The sequence below is a fragment of the Rhodanobacter sp. Root627 genome, assembly GCF_001427835.1.
Lineage (GTDB): Bacteria > Pseudomonadota > Gammaproteobacteria > Xanthomonadales > Rhodanobacteraceae > Rhodanobacter > Rhodanobacter ginsenosidimutans.
Map to the genome: position 1 here is coordinate 724,782 of NZ_LMGW01000002.1, position 15,224 is coordinate 740,005.

The window sequence follows — 15,224 nt, forward strand, 5'->3', positions numbered from 1 at the left end:
TCGGGCCAGGAATGGAAGCGCTATACCGTCCCTTCCCCCGCTTGCGGGGGAAGGAATCAAGGCTTGGCCAGCCCCAACACGTCCAGGCCCTGCTCGAAGCGGATATCGACCGGGATGTTCGCCTCGGCCAACCGGTTCAAATCACCCGCAAGCTTCGCATCGGCCGCGCCCAGCTGGTCGGTCAGCTGCTTGGCCGCGTCGTAGTCGCCATCGCCCTGGATGGTCAGCAGCTTGGTCGACAGCGAGCTCATCGCGGCGGTCATCTTGTCGAAATCGACGCGGTAGCGGCCGGTCTTGTCGTCGCGCGTGAACGCGCCCGCCTGCTTGAAATAGTTGAAGCGCACCATGTTTGCCCGTGCGTGCGCATCGCTGGCGCCGAAACGCACCGAGCGCAGGATGCCGGCCAGGAAGGTGACGTAGTTGTCCATCAACTTGGTCTTGTCCAGCTCGCCCTTCCCGGCCAGCCTGGTCACCATGTACAGGCCCAGCACATCGGCCTTGCCTTCCTCGAAGCTGGAGGCCTGATCCTTCAGCGCCTTGCGCACCGTGCCCTTGCCGTCCAGCGTCTGCTTGATGCCCAGCCCGTGCGCCACCTCGTGGAACATGGTGTTCTGGAAGAACGCGTCGAAGGTGAGGTTCTGCTGCTGGTCGTCGGCGATCAGCAGCTTGCCGATCGGCAGCATGATGGTGTCGAACTTCGCCTTCATCACGTTTTCCAGCTGCAGCCGGCGCGTACCCTTTTTCAGCTGCACCTGCTCGTCGTTGGGCAGGTTGATGGCGATGGTCTTGGCACCCGCGTTGGCGTCGCCGCCGTAGTACACCGCGAAGTAGGCGTTGAGGTCGGCATCGGAACCAGGCTTTTCCGCCTTGTAGCGGTCGGGCACGGGCAGGCCTCGCTGCAGCTCGGGCAGGTATTTGGCGAAGCGCGCCAGCTTGGCGCTCCAGGCCTGGTCCTTGATCAGCACGTAGGATTCGTAGCTGGCCTTGTAGCCGTAGAGCTGGTCTTCGTAGGTTTCGATCGGGCCGATCACGATGTCGATCGGGTTTTTCTTCATGTCCATCCAGGCCAGGTCGCTGGGCTGGTAGTTGTCGTCAAGCAACGCGTCGGCGCGCAGCGTGAGGTATTTCCTGAAGCCCGCGTCCTGCGCCAGCTTGGCGGCCTCGCGCAGCAGGCCGGCGGCTTTCTGCAGCTCGGCCTTGTACGCCTCGTGATAGGGCACGGTGATCAGCTGGCCCTGCGCATCGCGGCGCAGCAGGGTGTACAGCGAGGTCTTGTCTTTCAGCGGCGACTGGTCGAACTGCTCGCGAGTCATGTCGGCCGGATAGAACTGCGCGCCGGGCGGTCGCTCTTCGATGCCCCCGACGAAGGGCTTGTCGTTGTTCAACCGATCCCACGGGCCGTAGTTGAGCTGGGCGAACTCGCGCGTGGCCGGGTCGGTGATCCGGCTCATCAGCGCATCCTTGTCGCCCCACGACTGGCGCCAGTAGATCGCGTTCATGCTGTCGGCCGCCTCGACCAGCAGGGCAATCATCTTCTTCTGGCGCTTGTTGAACGCGGACAGGTCGGCTTCCAGTTTCACCGGCGCGTAGCTGGCCAGGCGCTGCGCCACGCTGCCCTCTTCCGCCGTCGCGGCGGCCGCACTCGCGGCCGTGGCCGGCGCCGAGCTGGCAGGGGCCGGCGCCAGTTCCTCTTTCGACACCGGTGCGATCGGCGCCGCATCGTGGCCGGATGAACAGCCCGCCAGCGCGAGCAGCAGGCACAACGGGAGCAGGCGTCGATACATGGAAAGTCCTCCGGCGAAAGGGCCATGGTATCGCCTGCGCCGGTGTCCGCAATGCGATGGTGATCGCATGCGGACGCGCGCTGTTCAGCCGGAAATGGCCAACCGCTCCGAGCGGTACAACTGCATGCCGATCGCCACCGCCACCAGTGCGGCCGCCGCGGTACCCGCCAGACACAACAGCATGTGCATCGGCGCCACGCCGGTGCCGCGCAGCAGGTCGATGATGCCCAGGTGCTGGCCCAGCAGCGGCACGGCGTACATCCAGTCCTGTGGTTTGACCGGCATCACCATCAGCAGGATGCTGGGCAGGATCGGCAGCATCATCAACAGCGACAGATAGGTCTGCGCCTCGCGATAGCTCTTGGCGAACGCGGCCACCAGCGACTGCAACGCCGCCAGCAACACGATCATCGGCCATTGCAGCAGCAACACGTTGGCGGCGAAGTGCCAGCCCAGGTTGATCTCCATGCCCAGCTTGTCGGTGGGCAGGAAGCGCCCCACCAGCGAGAACGCCAGCAGGCAGATCAGCAGGCTCGCGGTGGAAAACGCGCAGATCGCGGCCAGCTTGCCCAGCAGGATTTTCCAGCGCGGCACCGGGTTGGCGAACAGCGGCTCCAGCGATTGCCGCTCGCGCTCGCCCGCCGTGAGGTCGATCGCCAGGTACATGCCGCCGATGAAGATGGTCAGCACGAACAGGTACGGCAGCATGTTGAACAGCAGCACCGCTCGCGATTCCGCCGTGGCCTGGTCGCGCCGCGCCACCTGCACCGGCCACGCCGTACCGGGTGACAGGCCGCGCGCCACCAGCCGCATCACGCCTTGCTGGCGTGCGTACGACTGCACCAGCTGGTTTACGCGGTCCACCGAACCGCCGGCATCGCGCTGCGAGGAGTCGTAGATCATTTCCACCTGCACCGGCTCGCCCTGGCGCCAGGCCTTGGGGTACTCGGCGCTGAGGCGCAGCACCAGGTCGGCCTCCTGTTCGCGCACGGCTTTTTCGGGGTCGGCAATGGCCGGCTGCGGCACGATGCCACCGGCTTTCAGCGCATCGATCAGGTTGGGTGCGTACTGCGCGCCGATCACCGGCACTTTCAGCGGCTGCTCGGCCTTGTCCAGCTGGCGGTGGATGGACACGCTGATCAGCATCACGAAGATCAGCGGGGTCAGCAGCGGGCCGGTGACGAAGGCGCTGATCAGGGTGCGGCGATCGCGCAGGTTCTCGCGCACTTCCTTCAGGAACACGGTGACGAACGCGCGGCTGCGGCGTACGCGGGTGGGCTGGATGGCATTCATGCGGCCAGGCCCTCGTCGCTGCCGATGATTTTCACGAAGGCATCCTCCAGGTTCGCTTCACCGGTTTGCGCGCGCAGCGCATCGGGTGTTTCATCGGCCACCACACGGCCGCGGGCGATCACCACGATGCGATCGCACAGCGCACCCACCTCTTGCATGATGTGGCTGGAAAACAGCACGCAACGGCCTTCGGCGCGCAGTTTCAGCATGAACTGGCGCAGCGCGCGGGTGGCCATCACGTCCAGCCCGTTGGTGGGTTCGTCGAGGATTACGTTGCCGGGATCGTGGATCAGCGCGCGGGCGATCGCGGTCTTCACCCGCTGGCCTTGCGAGAAGCCTTCGGTGCGGCGGTCGGCGATGTCACCCATCTCCAGCGCCTGCACCAGCGCTTCGCGGCGCGTGCGCAGCTCGTCCTCGGGCAGGCCTTGCAGGCGTGCGAAATAGTCGATGTTCTCGCGCGCGGTGAGGCGCTTGTACAACCCGCGCGCATCCGGCAGCACGCCCAGCCGGCGACGCACCGCCAGCGGATCGACGGCGGCGTCGATGCCGTCCACCAGCACCTGGCCGCGGTCGGGCGTCATCAACGTGTAGAGCATGCGCAGCGTGGTGGTCTTGCCGGCGCCGTTGGGGCCCAGCAGGCCGGTGATCTCGCCATCGCGGGCGCTGAAGCCGACACCATCCACGGCGCGCACGTCGCCGAATGCCTTGTGCAGATCCTTTACTTCGATCATGGCGGCGCTCCCTTAAGGTGTTGAACCGTTGAAATCGATGAACAGCGGCGGGGCCTGCAACCGGTCCAGGCAACTGGCGTCCAGCGCCTTCGGCTGCAGATCCTCGATGAACTTTTTCACCAGCCGCGGCGCGCAGCCGGCCCCCATCACGTTGTGACCCTGGCCCTTGAGCACCAGGTGGCGCGCGTCGGTGAGCCCCTTCAGCACGGCCTCGCCATACGCCGGCGGTGTCACCGGATCGTATTGGCCCGACAGCAGCAAGGCCGGCGTGGCGCTGCGCAACGGCTGGTGGAAATCGGCCGGCCGCGTGCCCCGCGGCCACACGGTGCACACCGCCTGCAACGCGGTGATCATCCGCGTGCCCAGGATGGTGTCCTCATCCTGCGGGCGCGGGCGCAGCAGATCGGCATCCTCGCTGCAGATCACCGACGACTGCATGCCGCCATCCATCGAATCGACCAGGTCGCCCTGCAGCAGTTTCGCCTGGCCCAGCAGCGGTCCCACGTCGCCGTGCGCGGCCGCGTCGATCGACAGCGGCAGCAGCGCGGCGGTGAGCGGCGTGTAGGCGAACATGCGCACCACGCTGGCCAGCGAATCCTCGCTCAGCACGCGCTGCACGCTCTGGTAGCTCTGCGGGTCGCGAAAACTCACCTTGTGCGGGTTGGCGCGCAGCGCATCGCGCAGTTGATAAAGCGTCTGGTACGGGTCGCCAAAACGCGCCTTGCAGGCAGGTTGCGCCGTGCAGCGGGCGAACTGCAGCTTCAGGGCCGCGTCGAGGTTCTGCGCAAAATCCTCCCCCAGCACCAGCGGGTTGGGCACCACGCCATCGAGCACCAGGCTGCGGATCGCGTCCGGATGATGCATGGCGTATTGCTGCGCCACGCGGGTGCCGTAGGACACCCCGACCAGATCGAAACGTGGCGAACCCAACGCACGGCGCACGTCTTCCAGATCCTGCACCGCGATGGTGGTGGTGTAGTAACGCGGATCGGCACGCGCCTGCACCTGCTGCAGGCAACGCGCCGTTTCCGCCCGCAACGCCTCCGGGTCGAAGCCCACCTTTTCGTCGGTGGCCGCCTGCTCCGGCCCCTTGCAGCTGAGCGGATTGGAATGGCCGGTGCCGCGCTGGTCCAGCAGCAGCACGTTGCGGTGCGCCAGCAGCGGATCGAGCGCATTCGCCACCCCGGACCAGCTTTCCGTGGCGGCCTGGCCGGGGCCACCGGCCAGCAGCACCACCATGTCTTTCGCCGGCAGCTGCGCCGCCGAACGAATCACCGCCAGGTTCAGGCTGATCTTGCGGCTGCGTGGGTCGGCGCGGTTTTCCGGCACCTCGAACGGTGCACACCACGCCGCGCTGGACAGCCCGGTATTCGGCTGCGGCAATTCGCAGGCGGTCAGCGTGAGCGAGCCCAGCCGCCAGGTGCGCGGCTTTTGCGGCACGCTGGGGGCGGTGGGCTGGGTACTGGCAGCGGTCGAAGCCGTGGCGTCGGATGGCGCCTGATCCGTATGGAAATAGCTCCAGGCGAACCAGCCCAGGCCCGCTGCGGCGAGCACGATGCGAAACACGGTACGGGGTGCGAGCTTCATGGCATGGGCTCCTCGTGGGACCGGAAAGGAATGATGGCGGCATGGCGGCGCGTTGACCGCTCGGGCCTGTAGGCCATGCTTTCGCCGTACATCGTCATCGCGGGGTTGCTCATGGACAGGCCCTCATTCGCCCGGATCGAAGATCGATTCGATCGGGCGGCCAAACAGGGCGGCAATCTTGAACGCCAGCGGCAGGCTGGGATCGTACTTGCCGGTTTCGATCGCGTTGACGGTTTGCCGCGAGACGTCCAGCCGCTCGGCCATTTCCGCCTGCGACCAGCCCTGGTCACCACGCAATTCGCGGACATGGTTATTCACGGTCGCGGTAACGCCTGGCGACCAGCGGCTTGGTGATACCGAAGATGGCGAAAAGGCACGGCATCACCCAGACCGCGACCGTATGGCCACTCACCTGCCACCCGATGTCCGCCAGCGGCAGCAGGCCGAAACTGAAGAAGCCGAATGCCGTCGACATTGCGGCGATCGCGATGGCCTCCAGGTCGATACGCCGCTCCAGTTCGTCCTGGTCGCGCAGCACGCGAACCATGGCGCGAACCAGCAGCGCGATCGGCAGCAGCGGCAGCGCAGCCAGCGCCGCCCGTGCGGCGACACTTTCCATGCGGGGCACCAGCGCGCCGGACACCATCATCAGCACCACATAGCCCGCCATCGCCGGAAAAAATTCGCGCAGGTAGCGCACATGCACCGGGCGCATCACCTCCTCGCGGGCGAAGCGTGCGCACAGCAGCCACGCTGCACCGGTGGCGGCAACCACAAGGCCCAGGGTGACCAGCCAGCGGCGACCGGTGAGCATACCCGCGAGCAGACAGGGCAAGGCGCAAAGTACGGCCACGCCCCCCATCATCGCCAGTGCGCGGCGGTTGGTGAGTTTCGACGGTGATTTCGATGGTCCGGACATGCGGCGGCTCCTGTCATCTTCCATGCTGGCAATCATGGCCTAGTCTCCCAGCGCTGCCAGGAAGCCATCCAGCGTCTGCTGGAATTCCGTCGGCTGGTCGAGCATCACGAAATGCCGCGAAGGCGAGATCGAGACCACTTTCGCCTGCGGAGCCTGTGCCAGCAGGCCCTCGTAGTATGCGGTCTTCTGCGCTTCGCTCATCGCCTTCGGTGGCTGACTGAAGTCCGGCGCGTTGTACGGCGAGATCTCCAGGATCGGCACGTTCGCATTCTTCAACAGCGGGCGATAATCGGCCGCCATGTCTTCTGCCATGTACTGCGCGCTGGCCTTGATGTCGCTGCGCGCATTCATTGGCGCATAGCGCGCGGCCAGTTGCGGATCGATCACCCCGACGTTCTGCATGTAGGCCAGCGACTGCGCCGCAAACTGCCCGGGCGAGAGCGCGGCCACCTGCTGCTGTATCCGCGCGGCCATGGCCTTGCGCTGATCCACGCCCATCCACTCCATGCCGGGGAAGACGGGCAACCCGTCGACCGCCACCACGCCGGAAATCATTTGCGGATGCTCCCCGGCAAAGCGCAACGCCAGCGTGCCGCCCAAGCTGTGGCCCACCAGCACCGGCTTGTCGATCTTCCGCCGCTCGATCAACTGCTTCAGCGACGCATCCGCCTGATCGAACAGGTTGCCGCCGCCGGCCGGAGGCGGCACGCCATCAAACCCGGCCAGCGTCACCGCATACACCACGTGGTCGTTTTGCAGCGCCCGAATCGTCCGCTCCCACACCCACGGCCCGCCCTCCAGCCCGGGAATCAGGATCACTGGTTGGCCATGGTTGCCATGGCGTTCGACTTTCAGCGTGCCGACCTTGCCTGTCGCCGCGAGCGGTTGCGCATACGCGGGGCCATGCGACAGCCATGCCGCGAACCCGAGCAACAGCGGGACCATCATCCGATATCCGATCTTGTTCATGGCCATGCCTCCACCTATGTCAAGTAAACTTGACACAAGACTAGAAGCACCACGATCGTGGTGTCAAGCAAACTTTACATGACGCGAAAGGGTGCGGAGGTCATCGCGCCATCGCCATGCCAAGGCCATTCCGATCGATACGAAACGCCTCTCAACGCGACGAGATGTATTTCTCGCGCCTGATCTGCGACACCGGCAGGCCGAATTCCTTCAGCGCGCTGAAGGCGGCGTCGACCATGTTGGGGTTGCCGCAGAGGTAGGCGATGTCGCGCTCGGCGGCGGGGCCCAGCTCGGCCAGCACGTTCTGCACGTGGCCGCTGCGATCGCCGGGACGCGGCACGGCACGCGCCTCGCGGCTGAGGCAGCCGTGGAACAAAAAGCCCGGGTGCGTCTGCGCGAACGCCTCGAATTGCTCGCCGTAGAGCAGCTCGGTTTCGTTGCGCGCGCCATACAGCAACACGACCTCGCGCTCACCGCGCGCCAGCAATTGCTCGATCTGCGGCAGCATGGCGCGGTAAGGCGTAACCCCGGTGCCGGTGGCCAGCAGCAGGTAGCGCGGATGCGTGTCGGTGGCTTGCAGGCAGAAACGGCCGTAGGGGCCGCTGGCGTCCACGATGCCGCCGACGGGCAGGTCGCCGAGCAGCCTGGTGGCCGCACCGCCTTCCACGTAGCTCACGGCGATCTCGATGCGCGACACCGGCGAACTGCCGTCGCCCACGCTGGCCACTGAATAGCTGCGCTTGGTGGCCGTGCCGTCGTCGTAATGGAAATGGATCTGCAGGAACTGGCCGGGCGTGAACGCCAGCGGTTGCCCGTCGACCCGCTCGAACACCAGGTGGCGTACGGCGGAGGCCAGCATGTGACTGTCGACGAGGCGGAGCTGGAAGTGATCGGCCATGGTGATTCCGGAAACGGTGTGTGCTTCTGGCACGGCCAGACGGCAGGATGTAGCCCGCTATAATAAGGGGCTAGCCTTTTCGGTGCAGCCCATGTCATTGCAGTCCCTTTCTTCCGCACCCGCGCTCGTGGTCGACAACCTGCGCAAGGTCTATGGCAACGGCGTGGAAGCGCTGAAGGGCATCAGCCTCACCGTGCAGCCGGGCGATTTCTTCGCCCTGCTCGGCCCCAACGGCGCGGGTAAATCCACCCTGATCGGCATTCTTTCCTCGCTGGTCAACTCCACCAGCGGCGACGCGAAGGTGTTCGGCGTGTCGGTCAACGACGACCGCAGCGCCGCGATGCGGCTGATCGGGCTGGTGCCCCAGGAAATCAACTTCAACCAGTTCGAGAAGCCGTTCGACATCTGCGTCAACGAGGCCGGTTTCTACGGCATCCCGCGCAAGGAGGCCGCCCGCCGCGCGGAGAAATACCTGAAGGAGCTGCGCCTGTGGGACAAGGCGCAGATGCAGGCGCGCACGCTGTCCGGCGGCATGAAGCGGCGCCTGATGATCGCCCGCGCGATGATGAACGAGCCGAAGCTCTTGATCCTGGACGAGCCCACCGCGGGCGTGGACATCGAGATCCGCCGCTCGATGTGGCAGTTCGTCAGCGCCATCAACGCGGCCGGCACCACGGTGATCCTCACCACGCATTACCTGGAGGAAGCCGAGTCGCTGTGCCGCAATATCGCGATCATCGACCACGGCACCATCATCGAGAACACCAGCATGAAGCGGCTGTTGGCGACGCTGGACGTGGAGACCTTCGTGCTCGACGTGATCACCATCCCCGACGAGCTGCCGAACCTGCCCAACGTCACCCTGCGCCGCCGCGACGACCACACGCTGGAGGCCGAAATGGCCCGCTCGCACGACCTCAATTCGCTGTTCGCGCAGCTCTCCACGCACGGCATCATGGTGACCTCGATGCGCAACAAGACCAACCGGCTGGAGGAGCTGTTCGTGCGGCTGGTGGAAGGTGGACGGGGAGCAGGCCGCATGAGCGCATCGAACAAAAGCGAGATCCGCGCATGAGCAACACCACCGCCAACCTGGTCGCCCTCAACACCCTGGTGCGCCGCGAGATCGTGCGCATCATGCGCATCTGGACGCAAACGCTGATTCCGCCGGCGATCACCATGACGCTGTATTTCGTGATCTTCGGCAAGCTGATCGGCAGCAAGATCGGCCCGATCCAGGGTCACTTCAGCTACATGCAGTACATCGTGCCGGGACTGGTGATGATGAGCATCATCACCAACAGCTACGGCAACATCTCCAGCTCGTTCTTCGGCGCCAAGTTCAGCCGCGCAGTGGAGGAGATGCTGGTGTCGCCGATGCCGAACTGGGTGATCCTGCTGGGCTACGTCACCGGCGCGGTGGCGCGCGGTCTGGTGGTGGGCGTGCTGGTGCTGCTGATCGCGCTGTTCTTCACCGACCTGCACGTGATGCACCCGCTGATCACGTTCGCCTCGGTGCTGCTGGGCGCCACCATCTTCTCGCTGGCCGGCTTCGTCAACGCGGTGTACGCGAAGAAATTCGACGACATCGCGCTGGTGCCGACTTTCATCCTGACCCCGCTGACCTACCTCGGCGGCGTGTTCTACTCGGTCAACATGCTGGCCGAACCGTGGCAGGCGATCTCGCGCGCCAACCCGATCCTGTACATGGTCAACGCCTTCCGCTTCGGCGTGCTCGGCATCAGCGACGTGCACCTGGGCGTGGCGTTCGCGGTAATGCTGGGCTTCGTGGTCGGCCTCTCGGCGCTGGCGCTGCAGCTGTTGAAGCGCGGCGTGGGGCTGAGGTCTTGAAAGCCGGGATTTGGCATTCGGAATTCGGGATTCGCAAAAGCCACAAGCTCGCGAGAACGCGCCTTGCCGAATCCCAAATTCCGAATCCCCAATCCCAGCCCTAATCCATGCGCGTAAACAAATACATCAGCGAAGCTGGCCTGTGCTCGCGCCGCGAGGCGGATGAGTTGCTGCTGGCCGGGCGCGTCACCATCAACGGCGAGGTGGTCACGACGGGCGCCAAGGCGCTGGACGGGGACGAGGTGCGCGTGGATGGTGAGGTCGTCAAGGCGCGCATCCTGGCCGCCACGCCAGCGGCGAAGAAGGCGGTCTACATCGCGCTGAACAAGCCGGTCGGCATCACCTGCACCACCGATCAGGGCGTGGACGGCAACATCGTGGATTTCGTGGATCACCCGCAGCGGATCTTTCCGATCGGCCGGCTGGACAAGGATTCCGAGGGGCTGATCCTGCTGACCAGCAACGGCGACATCGTCAACGAGATCCTGCGCTCGGAAAACCACCACGAGAAGGAATACCTGGTCGGCGTGAACAAGGCGGTCACCGACGACTTCCTCAGCGGCATGAGCAAGGGCGTGCGCATCCACAACCAGATGACGAACCCCTGCCGCGTGCGGCGCATCGCCAAGTTTGGCTTCTCGATCGTGCTGACCCAGGGCCTGAACCGGCAGATCCGGCTGATGGCCGCCGCCTTCGGCTACCGCGTCACCCAGCTGCGTCGCGTGCGCATCGACAACGTGAAGCTGGCCCACCTGAAACCCGGCCAGTGGCGCAACCTCACCGAAGCGGAATTGAAGGGCCTGCTGCCCGGGCGCACGCAGTGGTGATGCCGCGCCGATCTTCTGTAGGAGCGGCTTCAGCCGCGATGCTTTTCGGGCAGCCCCAAGAGCATCGCGGCTGAAGCCGCTCCTACAACAACGATCCGCTAGGCGGCAGGCAGCGTCTGCAGATCCCAGCGCGGGCGCACCTGCACGGTTTCGTCCTGATGCTGGTCGCTGGCCAGGCGGATGGCGCCGGCCAGCGCGATCATCGCGCCGTTGTCGGTGCAGAACACCAGCCGCGGGAAATACACCTGGAAACCGTCTTTCTCGCCGGCCTTCGCCAGCTCCGCGCGCAGGTGCCGGTTGGCGCCCACGCCGCCGGCGATCACCAGCCGCTTGGCGCCGCAGGCCTGCAGCGCACGACGGCACTTGATGATCAGGGTGTCGACGATCGCCTCCTGGAACGCGCGGGCGATGTCGGCGCGGGTCTGCTCGCTCTGGTCCGATTTCTGCCAGGCCAGCAGGACCTGGGTCTTCAGGCCGGAGAAGCTGAAATCCAGCCCGGGCCGATCGGTCATCGGGCGCGAGAAGCGGAACGCGCCGGCCGTGCCCTGCTCGGCCAGCTTCGCCAGCGCCGGGCCGCCGGGATAGGGCAAGCCCATCATCTTGGCGGTCTTGTCGAAGGCCTCGCCCGCGGCGTCATCCAGGGTATCGCCCAGGATGGTGTACTGGCCGATCGCCTTGACCTCCACCAGCAGCGAATGGCCGCCGGACACCAGCAAGGCCACGAATGGCGGCTCGGGCGGGTTTTCCTCCAGCAACGGCGCCAGCAGGTGGCCCTCCATATGATGGACACCCACGGCCGGTACGCCCAGCGCCCAGGCCAGCGCGCGGCCCGCCGAGGCGCCCACCAGCAGCGCGCCGACCAGGCCGGGGCCGGCGGTATACGCCACCCCGCCCAGGTCCTGCACGGTGAGGCCCGCCTGGGCCAGCGCCTCGCGGATCAACGGCAGCAGCTTGCGCACGTGGTCGCGGCTGGCCAGCTCCGGCACCACCCCGCCGTAATCGGCGTGCAGCTTGATCTGGCTGTACAGCGTGTGGGCCAGCAAGCCACGGCCCGGCGCGTCCGGCTCCCAGCGCAGCAGGGCTACACCGGTCTCGTCGCAGGAGCTCTCGATGCCCAGGATTGGCCGGTTGTTGACCGGCTTTGAAAATTCTTTGTTATCCACGGTATAATTCGCGGCTCGCTCTATCCAACAGTCCCGACAGCGGGACAGATTACCACTCGGAGTTTCCATGCCCAACGTAAAAGTTCGCGAGAACGAGCCGTTCGAGATTGCACTGCGTCGTTTCAAGCGTACCTGCGAAAAGGCCGGCGTCCTGGCTGAAACGCGCAAGCGCGAGTTCTACGAAAAGCCCACCCAGGAGCGCAAGCGCAAGCGCGCTGCCGCCGTCAAGCGTCACCTGCGCCGCCTGTCGCGCGACGTGTCGCGCAAAGTCCGCCTGTACTGATTCCTGTCTCGATCCACCGCCCGTCGGTGGGTCCGCACACAGGAAGCGCGGTCGGCGCCAGCTCTTTGACGAGAGCCGCTCGCAGCCACCGCAAGCACTCGGATGCGAATTGGCCGGTGTTGTCCTCGGGGCAACGCCGGCTTTGCCGTTTCCGTAAAATCGATTTTTCGCCCTACCCCACGAGGCTTTCGCCATGACGCTCAAGCAACAGCTTACCGACGACATGAAAACCGCCATGCGCGGCGGCGACAAGCACCGGCTGGGGGTGATCCGGTTGATGCTGGCCGCGATCAAGCAGCACGAAGTGGATGAGCGCGTGGAACAGACCGACGCCATGGTGCTGGCCACGCTGGAAAAGATGCTGAAGCAGCGCCGCGATTCGGTCAGCCAGTTCGATGCAGCCAACCGCGACGACCTGGCCGCGATCGAGCGCGCCGAGATGGTGGTGATCGAGGCCTATCTGCCGGCCAAGCTGAGCGAGGCGGAGATCGACACGCTGATCGACGCCGCCATCGCCGAAACCGGCGCCAGCTCGCCGCGCGACATGGGCAAGGTGGTGGCCGCGGTGAAGGACAAGGCCGCCGGCCGCGCCGACATGGCCGTCGTCTCCGGCAAGATCAAGGCACGCCTGGCACCCTGACCCGCCGCGGCGCGCCGATGCGCCGCATTCACGCCGATCCCGCTAAAACATGACGGCATCTGCCGGCATACCGCCGCGCGAGACCTCATGGGTGGGAGAAACGCATGCTGAAGTGGGCCATCATTTTCGCCATCGTGTCGCTGATCACCGGCTGGCTGGGTTTTGGCGGCGTCTCCGGCGCCACCGCCACGATCGCCAAGATCCTGTTCGCCTGTTTCGTGATCCTGTTCCTGCTGGCGATACTGGCGGTCATCGGCGTATTCCACATCCTCTGACCATGCCCTGCCTTGGCTGTGGGAGCGACTTCAGTCGCGATGCTTCTGCTTTGGAGCTCCAGAACAAGAGCATCGCGACTGAAGTCGCTCCCACTGGCAGGATCCGCGCTACACCGGCGGCAACCGACTAAACTAGGCCGCTTATGCGCGGCCTGATCCCCGACAGCTTCATCGATGAACTGCTTGCCCGCGTCGACATCGTCGACGTGGTCGAGCGGCGGGTGCCGCTGAAGAAGGCCGGTCGCGAATGGACCGCCTGCTGCCCTTTCCACGACGAGCGCACGCCGTCGTTCTACGTCAGCCCCGCCAAGCAGTTCTTCCACTGTTTCGGCTGCGGCGTCAGCGGCAGCGCGATCAAGTTCATCATGGACTTCGACCGCCTGGAATTCCCCGATGCGGTGGAGGAATTGGCGCAGACGGCAGGCATGACGGTGCCGCGCGAAGCGGGCCGCGACGCCGCACCGCGCGAGGACAAGACCGATCTCTACAGCTTGCTTGAGGACGCGGCCAGCTGGTACGAGCGTGAACTGCCACGCCACGCCGACGCCCAGGCGTATTGCAAGAAACGCGGCCTGGACCCCGACACCATCAAGCGTTTTCGCATCGGCTGGGCGCCCTCCGGCTACGACGGCGTGATGAAGGCGCTGGGCAACAGCACCCGTCGACGCGACCTGCTCGATCAGGCGGGCATGCTGGCCAGCGGTGATCGCGGCAAGTACGACCGCTTCCGCGAGCGGCTGATGTTTCCGATCCTGGATCGCCGCGGCCGCGTGATCGCGTTTGGCGGCCGCGTGGTGCAGGCCGCGCCGGCGTCGGGCCAGGCGCCGCCGAAATACCTCAATTCGCCCGAGACGCCGCTGTTCCACAAGGGGCGCGAACTGTTCGCCCTGTGGCAGGTAAAGCAGGCCAACCAGAGCCTGGCGCGCATCGTGGTGGTCGAGGGCTACATGGACGTGATCGCCCTGCACCAGGCCGGCCTGCCGATCGCGGTGGCCACGCTGGGCACCGCGACCACGCCCGACCACACCGAGATCCTGTTCCGCGCGGCGCCCGACGTGGTGTTCTGCTTCGATGGCGACCGCGCCGGCCGCGCCGCCGCGTGGAAGGCGCTGGAGGCCGCGCTGCCGCGGCTGCGCGATGGCCGCCAGGCGTATTTCCTGTTCCTGCCCGATGGCGAGGACCCCGATTCGCTGGTGCGCAAGGAAGGCAAGGACGGCTTCGAGAAGCGCATCAAGGAAGCGATGCCGCTGTCCGATTATTTCTTCAGCGAGCTGTCACACGACGTGGACATGGGCAGCCTCGACGGCCGCGCGCGGCTGGCCGAACGGGCGCGCCCGCTGATCGGCAGGCTGCCCGATGGTGCGTTCCGCGACTTGATGGTGCAGGAATTGGAGAAGCGCAGCGGCGTGGGCGCCAACCTCCCCGCCAGCGCGCTCCATCGCGCCGCGCACCAGCCCACCACGGTGCAGCGCAGCCTTGTGCGCAGCGCCATCTCGCTGCTGCTGGCCCAGCCGACGCTGGCCGACCGGGTCGAGAAACCCTACCGCTTCCTGCGCCTGGACAAGCCCGGCGTGGGCCTGCTGGCCGAGTTGCTGGACATGGCGCGGGCACGGCCGGGGATCAACTCGGCGATGCTGGTGGAGCATTTCGCCGAGCGGCCCGAATATGCCGCGCTGAAGAAACTGATGGCCACGCTGTCGGTGGGCGAGCCGGAAGCGCAGGCGATGGAATTCTTCGACGCGCTGGCGCGCATGGACGACCAGGCCACCACCCAGCGCCGCGACAGCCTGCTGGACAAGAGCCGCAGCGGTGCGCTGGACAGCGCCGAAAAGGCCGAGCTGCGCGAATTGCTGGCTGCTCGCGCGCGTCCACCCGTGGCGTCGACATGACGGTGCTGCACAGCCGCATCCGGGTATACGCACCGCGTCATCGTGCCTCGCCTCCCCTCCCCCGCCGACCGACTGTGGGATCATGCCGGCCCGCGATGCATGTCGCGCGTGGCGC

The 15,224-nt window shown here is 66.0% G+C and carries 16 protein-coding genes; 7 read left to right on the top strand and 9 right to left on the bottom strand.

Annotation, left to right across the window (positions count from 1 at the left end):
- Nucleotides 1-56 precede the first annotated feature (56 nt).
- The 8 genes from ASD68_RS10520 to ASD68_RS10555 form a co-directional block, all read right to left on the bottom strand.
- Complete coding sequence (locus tag ASD68_RS10520; RefSeq protein WP_056606483.1) at nucleotides 57-1,784, bottom strand: Zn-dependent hydrolase; 1,728 nt, start codon at nucleotides 1,782-1,784, stop codon at nucleotides 57-59.
- A gap of 84 nt (nucleotides 1,785-1,868) precedes the next feature.
- Complete coding sequence (locus ASD68_RS10525) at nucleotides 1,869-3,077, bottom strand: ABC transporter permease (protein WP_056082705.1); 1,209 nt, start codon at nucleotides 3,075-3,077, stop codon at nucleotides 1,869-1,871.
- A complete protein-coding gene (locus ASD68_RS10530) occupies nucleotides 3,074-3,808 on the bottom strand; it encodes an ATP-binding cassette domain-containing protein (RefSeq protein WP_056606486.1) in 735 nt (244 codons plus the stop codon). The genes ASD68_RS10525 and ASD68_RS10530 overlap by 4 nt, the downstream gene beginning before the upstream one ends.
- 12 nt (nucleotides 3,809-3,820) lie before the next feature.
- The gene (locus tag ASD68_RS10535; RefSeq protein WP_056606489.1) at nucleotides 3,821-5,395 is read right to left on the bottom strand and encodes an alpha/beta hydrolase; all 1,575 of its coding nucleotides are present in this window, start codon (nucleotides 5,393-5,395) and stop codon (nucleotides 3,821-3,823) included.
- Between the two features lie 123 nt (nucleotides 5,396-5,518).
- A complete protein-coding gene (locus tag ASD68_RS10540; RefSeq protein WP_082520214.1) occupies nucleotides 5,519-5,713 on the bottom strand; it encodes a helix-turn-helix transcriptional regulator in 195 nt (64 codons plus the stop codon).
- Entirely contained in the window at nucleotides 5,706-6,314 is a 609-nt protein-coding gene (locus tag ASD68_RS10545; RefSeq protein WP_235578714.1) for a hypothetical protein, read from the bottom strand. The genes ASD68_RS10540 and ASD68_RS10545 overlap by 8 nt, the downstream gene beginning before the upstream one ends.
- 39 nt (nucleotides 6,315-6,353) lie before the next feature.
- Nucleotides 6,354-7,283: an alpha/beta hydrolase gene (locus ASD68_RS10550; RefSeq protein WP_056606492.1), complete on the bottom strand. Its 930-nt coding sequence runs from the start codon at nucleotides 7,281-7,283 to the stop codon at nucleotides 6,354-6,356.
- A gap of 151 nt (nucleotides 7,284-7,434) precedes the next feature.
- Complete coding sequence (locus tag ASD68_RS10555; RefSeq protein ID WP_056606495.1) at nucleotides 7,435-8,181, bottom strand: FAD-binding oxidoreductase; 747 nt, start codon at nucleotides 8,179-8,181, stop codon at nucleotides 7,435-7,437.
- A gap of 91 nt (nucleotides 8,182-8,272) precedes the next feature.
- On the opposite strand from ASD68_RS10555, the gene ASD68_RS10560 reads away from it, so the two are divergent.
- The 3 genes from ASD68_RS10560 (at nucleotide 8,273) to ASD68_RS10570 (ending at nucleotide 10,859) form a co-directional block, all read left to right on the top strand.
- Nucleotides 8,273-9,256: an ABC transporter ATP-binding protein gene (locus ASD68_RS10560; protein WP_056606498.1), complete on the top strand. Its 984-nt coding sequence runs from the start codon at nucleotides 8,273-8,275 to the stop codon at nucleotides 9,254-9,256.
- Nucleotides 9,253-10,032, top strand: a complete 780-nt coding sequence (locus tag ASD68_RS10565; RefSeq protein ID WP_056606501.1) for an ABC transporter permease — start codon at nucleotides 9,253-9,255, stop codon at nucleotides 10,030-10,032. The genes ASD68_RS10560 and ASD68_RS10565 overlap by 4 nt, the downstream gene beginning before the upstream one ends.
- 107 nt (nucleotides 10,033-10,139) lie before the next feature.
- On the top strand, nucleotides 10,140-10,859 hold the full coding sequence (locus tag ASD68_RS10570; RefSeq protein ID WP_056082727.1) for a pseudouridine synthase: 720 nt from the start codon (nucleotides 10,140-10,142) through the stop codon (nucleotides 10,857-10,859).
- Nucleotides 10,860-10,957: 98 nt separating this feature from the next.
- Here the strand turns inward: ASD68_RS10570 and tsaD are convergent, their stop codons facing one another.
- Nucleotides 10,958-12,022, bottom strand: coding sequence for a tRNA (adenosine(37)-N6)-threonylcarbamoyltransferase complex transferase subunit TsaD (tsaD, locus tag ASD68_RS10575; RefSeq protein ID WP_235578715.1), 1,065 nt, complete (start codon nucleotides 12,020-12,022; stop codon nucleotides 10,958-10,960).
- A 67-nt stretch (nucleotides 12,023-12,089) separates the two neighbouring features.
- On the opposite strand from tsaD, the gene rpsU reads away from it, so the two are divergent.
- The 4 genes from rpsU to dnaG all read left to right on the top strand — a co-directional run bounded on the left by rpsU (nucleotide 12,090) and on the right by dnaG (nucleotide 15,109).
- Complete coding sequence (gene rpsU / locus ASD68_RS10580; protein ID WP_007081639.1) at nucleotides 12,090-12,305, top strand: 30S ribosomal protein S21; 216 nt, start codon at nucleotides 12,090-12,092, stop codon at nucleotides 12,303-12,305.
- Nucleotides 12,306-12,498: 193 nt separating this feature from the next.
- A complete protein-coding gene (locus ASD68_RS10585) occupies nucleotides 12,499-12,945 on the top strand; it encodes a GatB/YqeY domain-containing protein (protein ID WP_056082730.1) in 447 nt (148 codons plus the stop codon).
- Between the two features lie 104 nt (nucleotides 12,946-13,049).
- Nucleotides 13,050-13,220 (top strand): DUF1328 domain-containing protein, encoded by a 171-nt coding sequence (locus ASD68_RS16630; protein WP_007081641.1) that lies wholly within the window; start codon nucleotides 13,050-13,052, stop codon nucleotides 13,218-13,220.
- Nucleotides 13,221-13,363: 143 nt separating this feature from the next.
- Nucleotides 13,364-15,109, top strand: a complete 1,746-nt coding sequence (gene dnaG / locus ASD68_RS10590) for a DNA primase (protein WP_056606504.1) — start codon at nucleotides 13,364-13,366, stop codon at nucleotides 15,107-15,109.
- The last annotated feature ends 115 nt before the right edge of the window (nucleotides 15,110-15,224 follow it).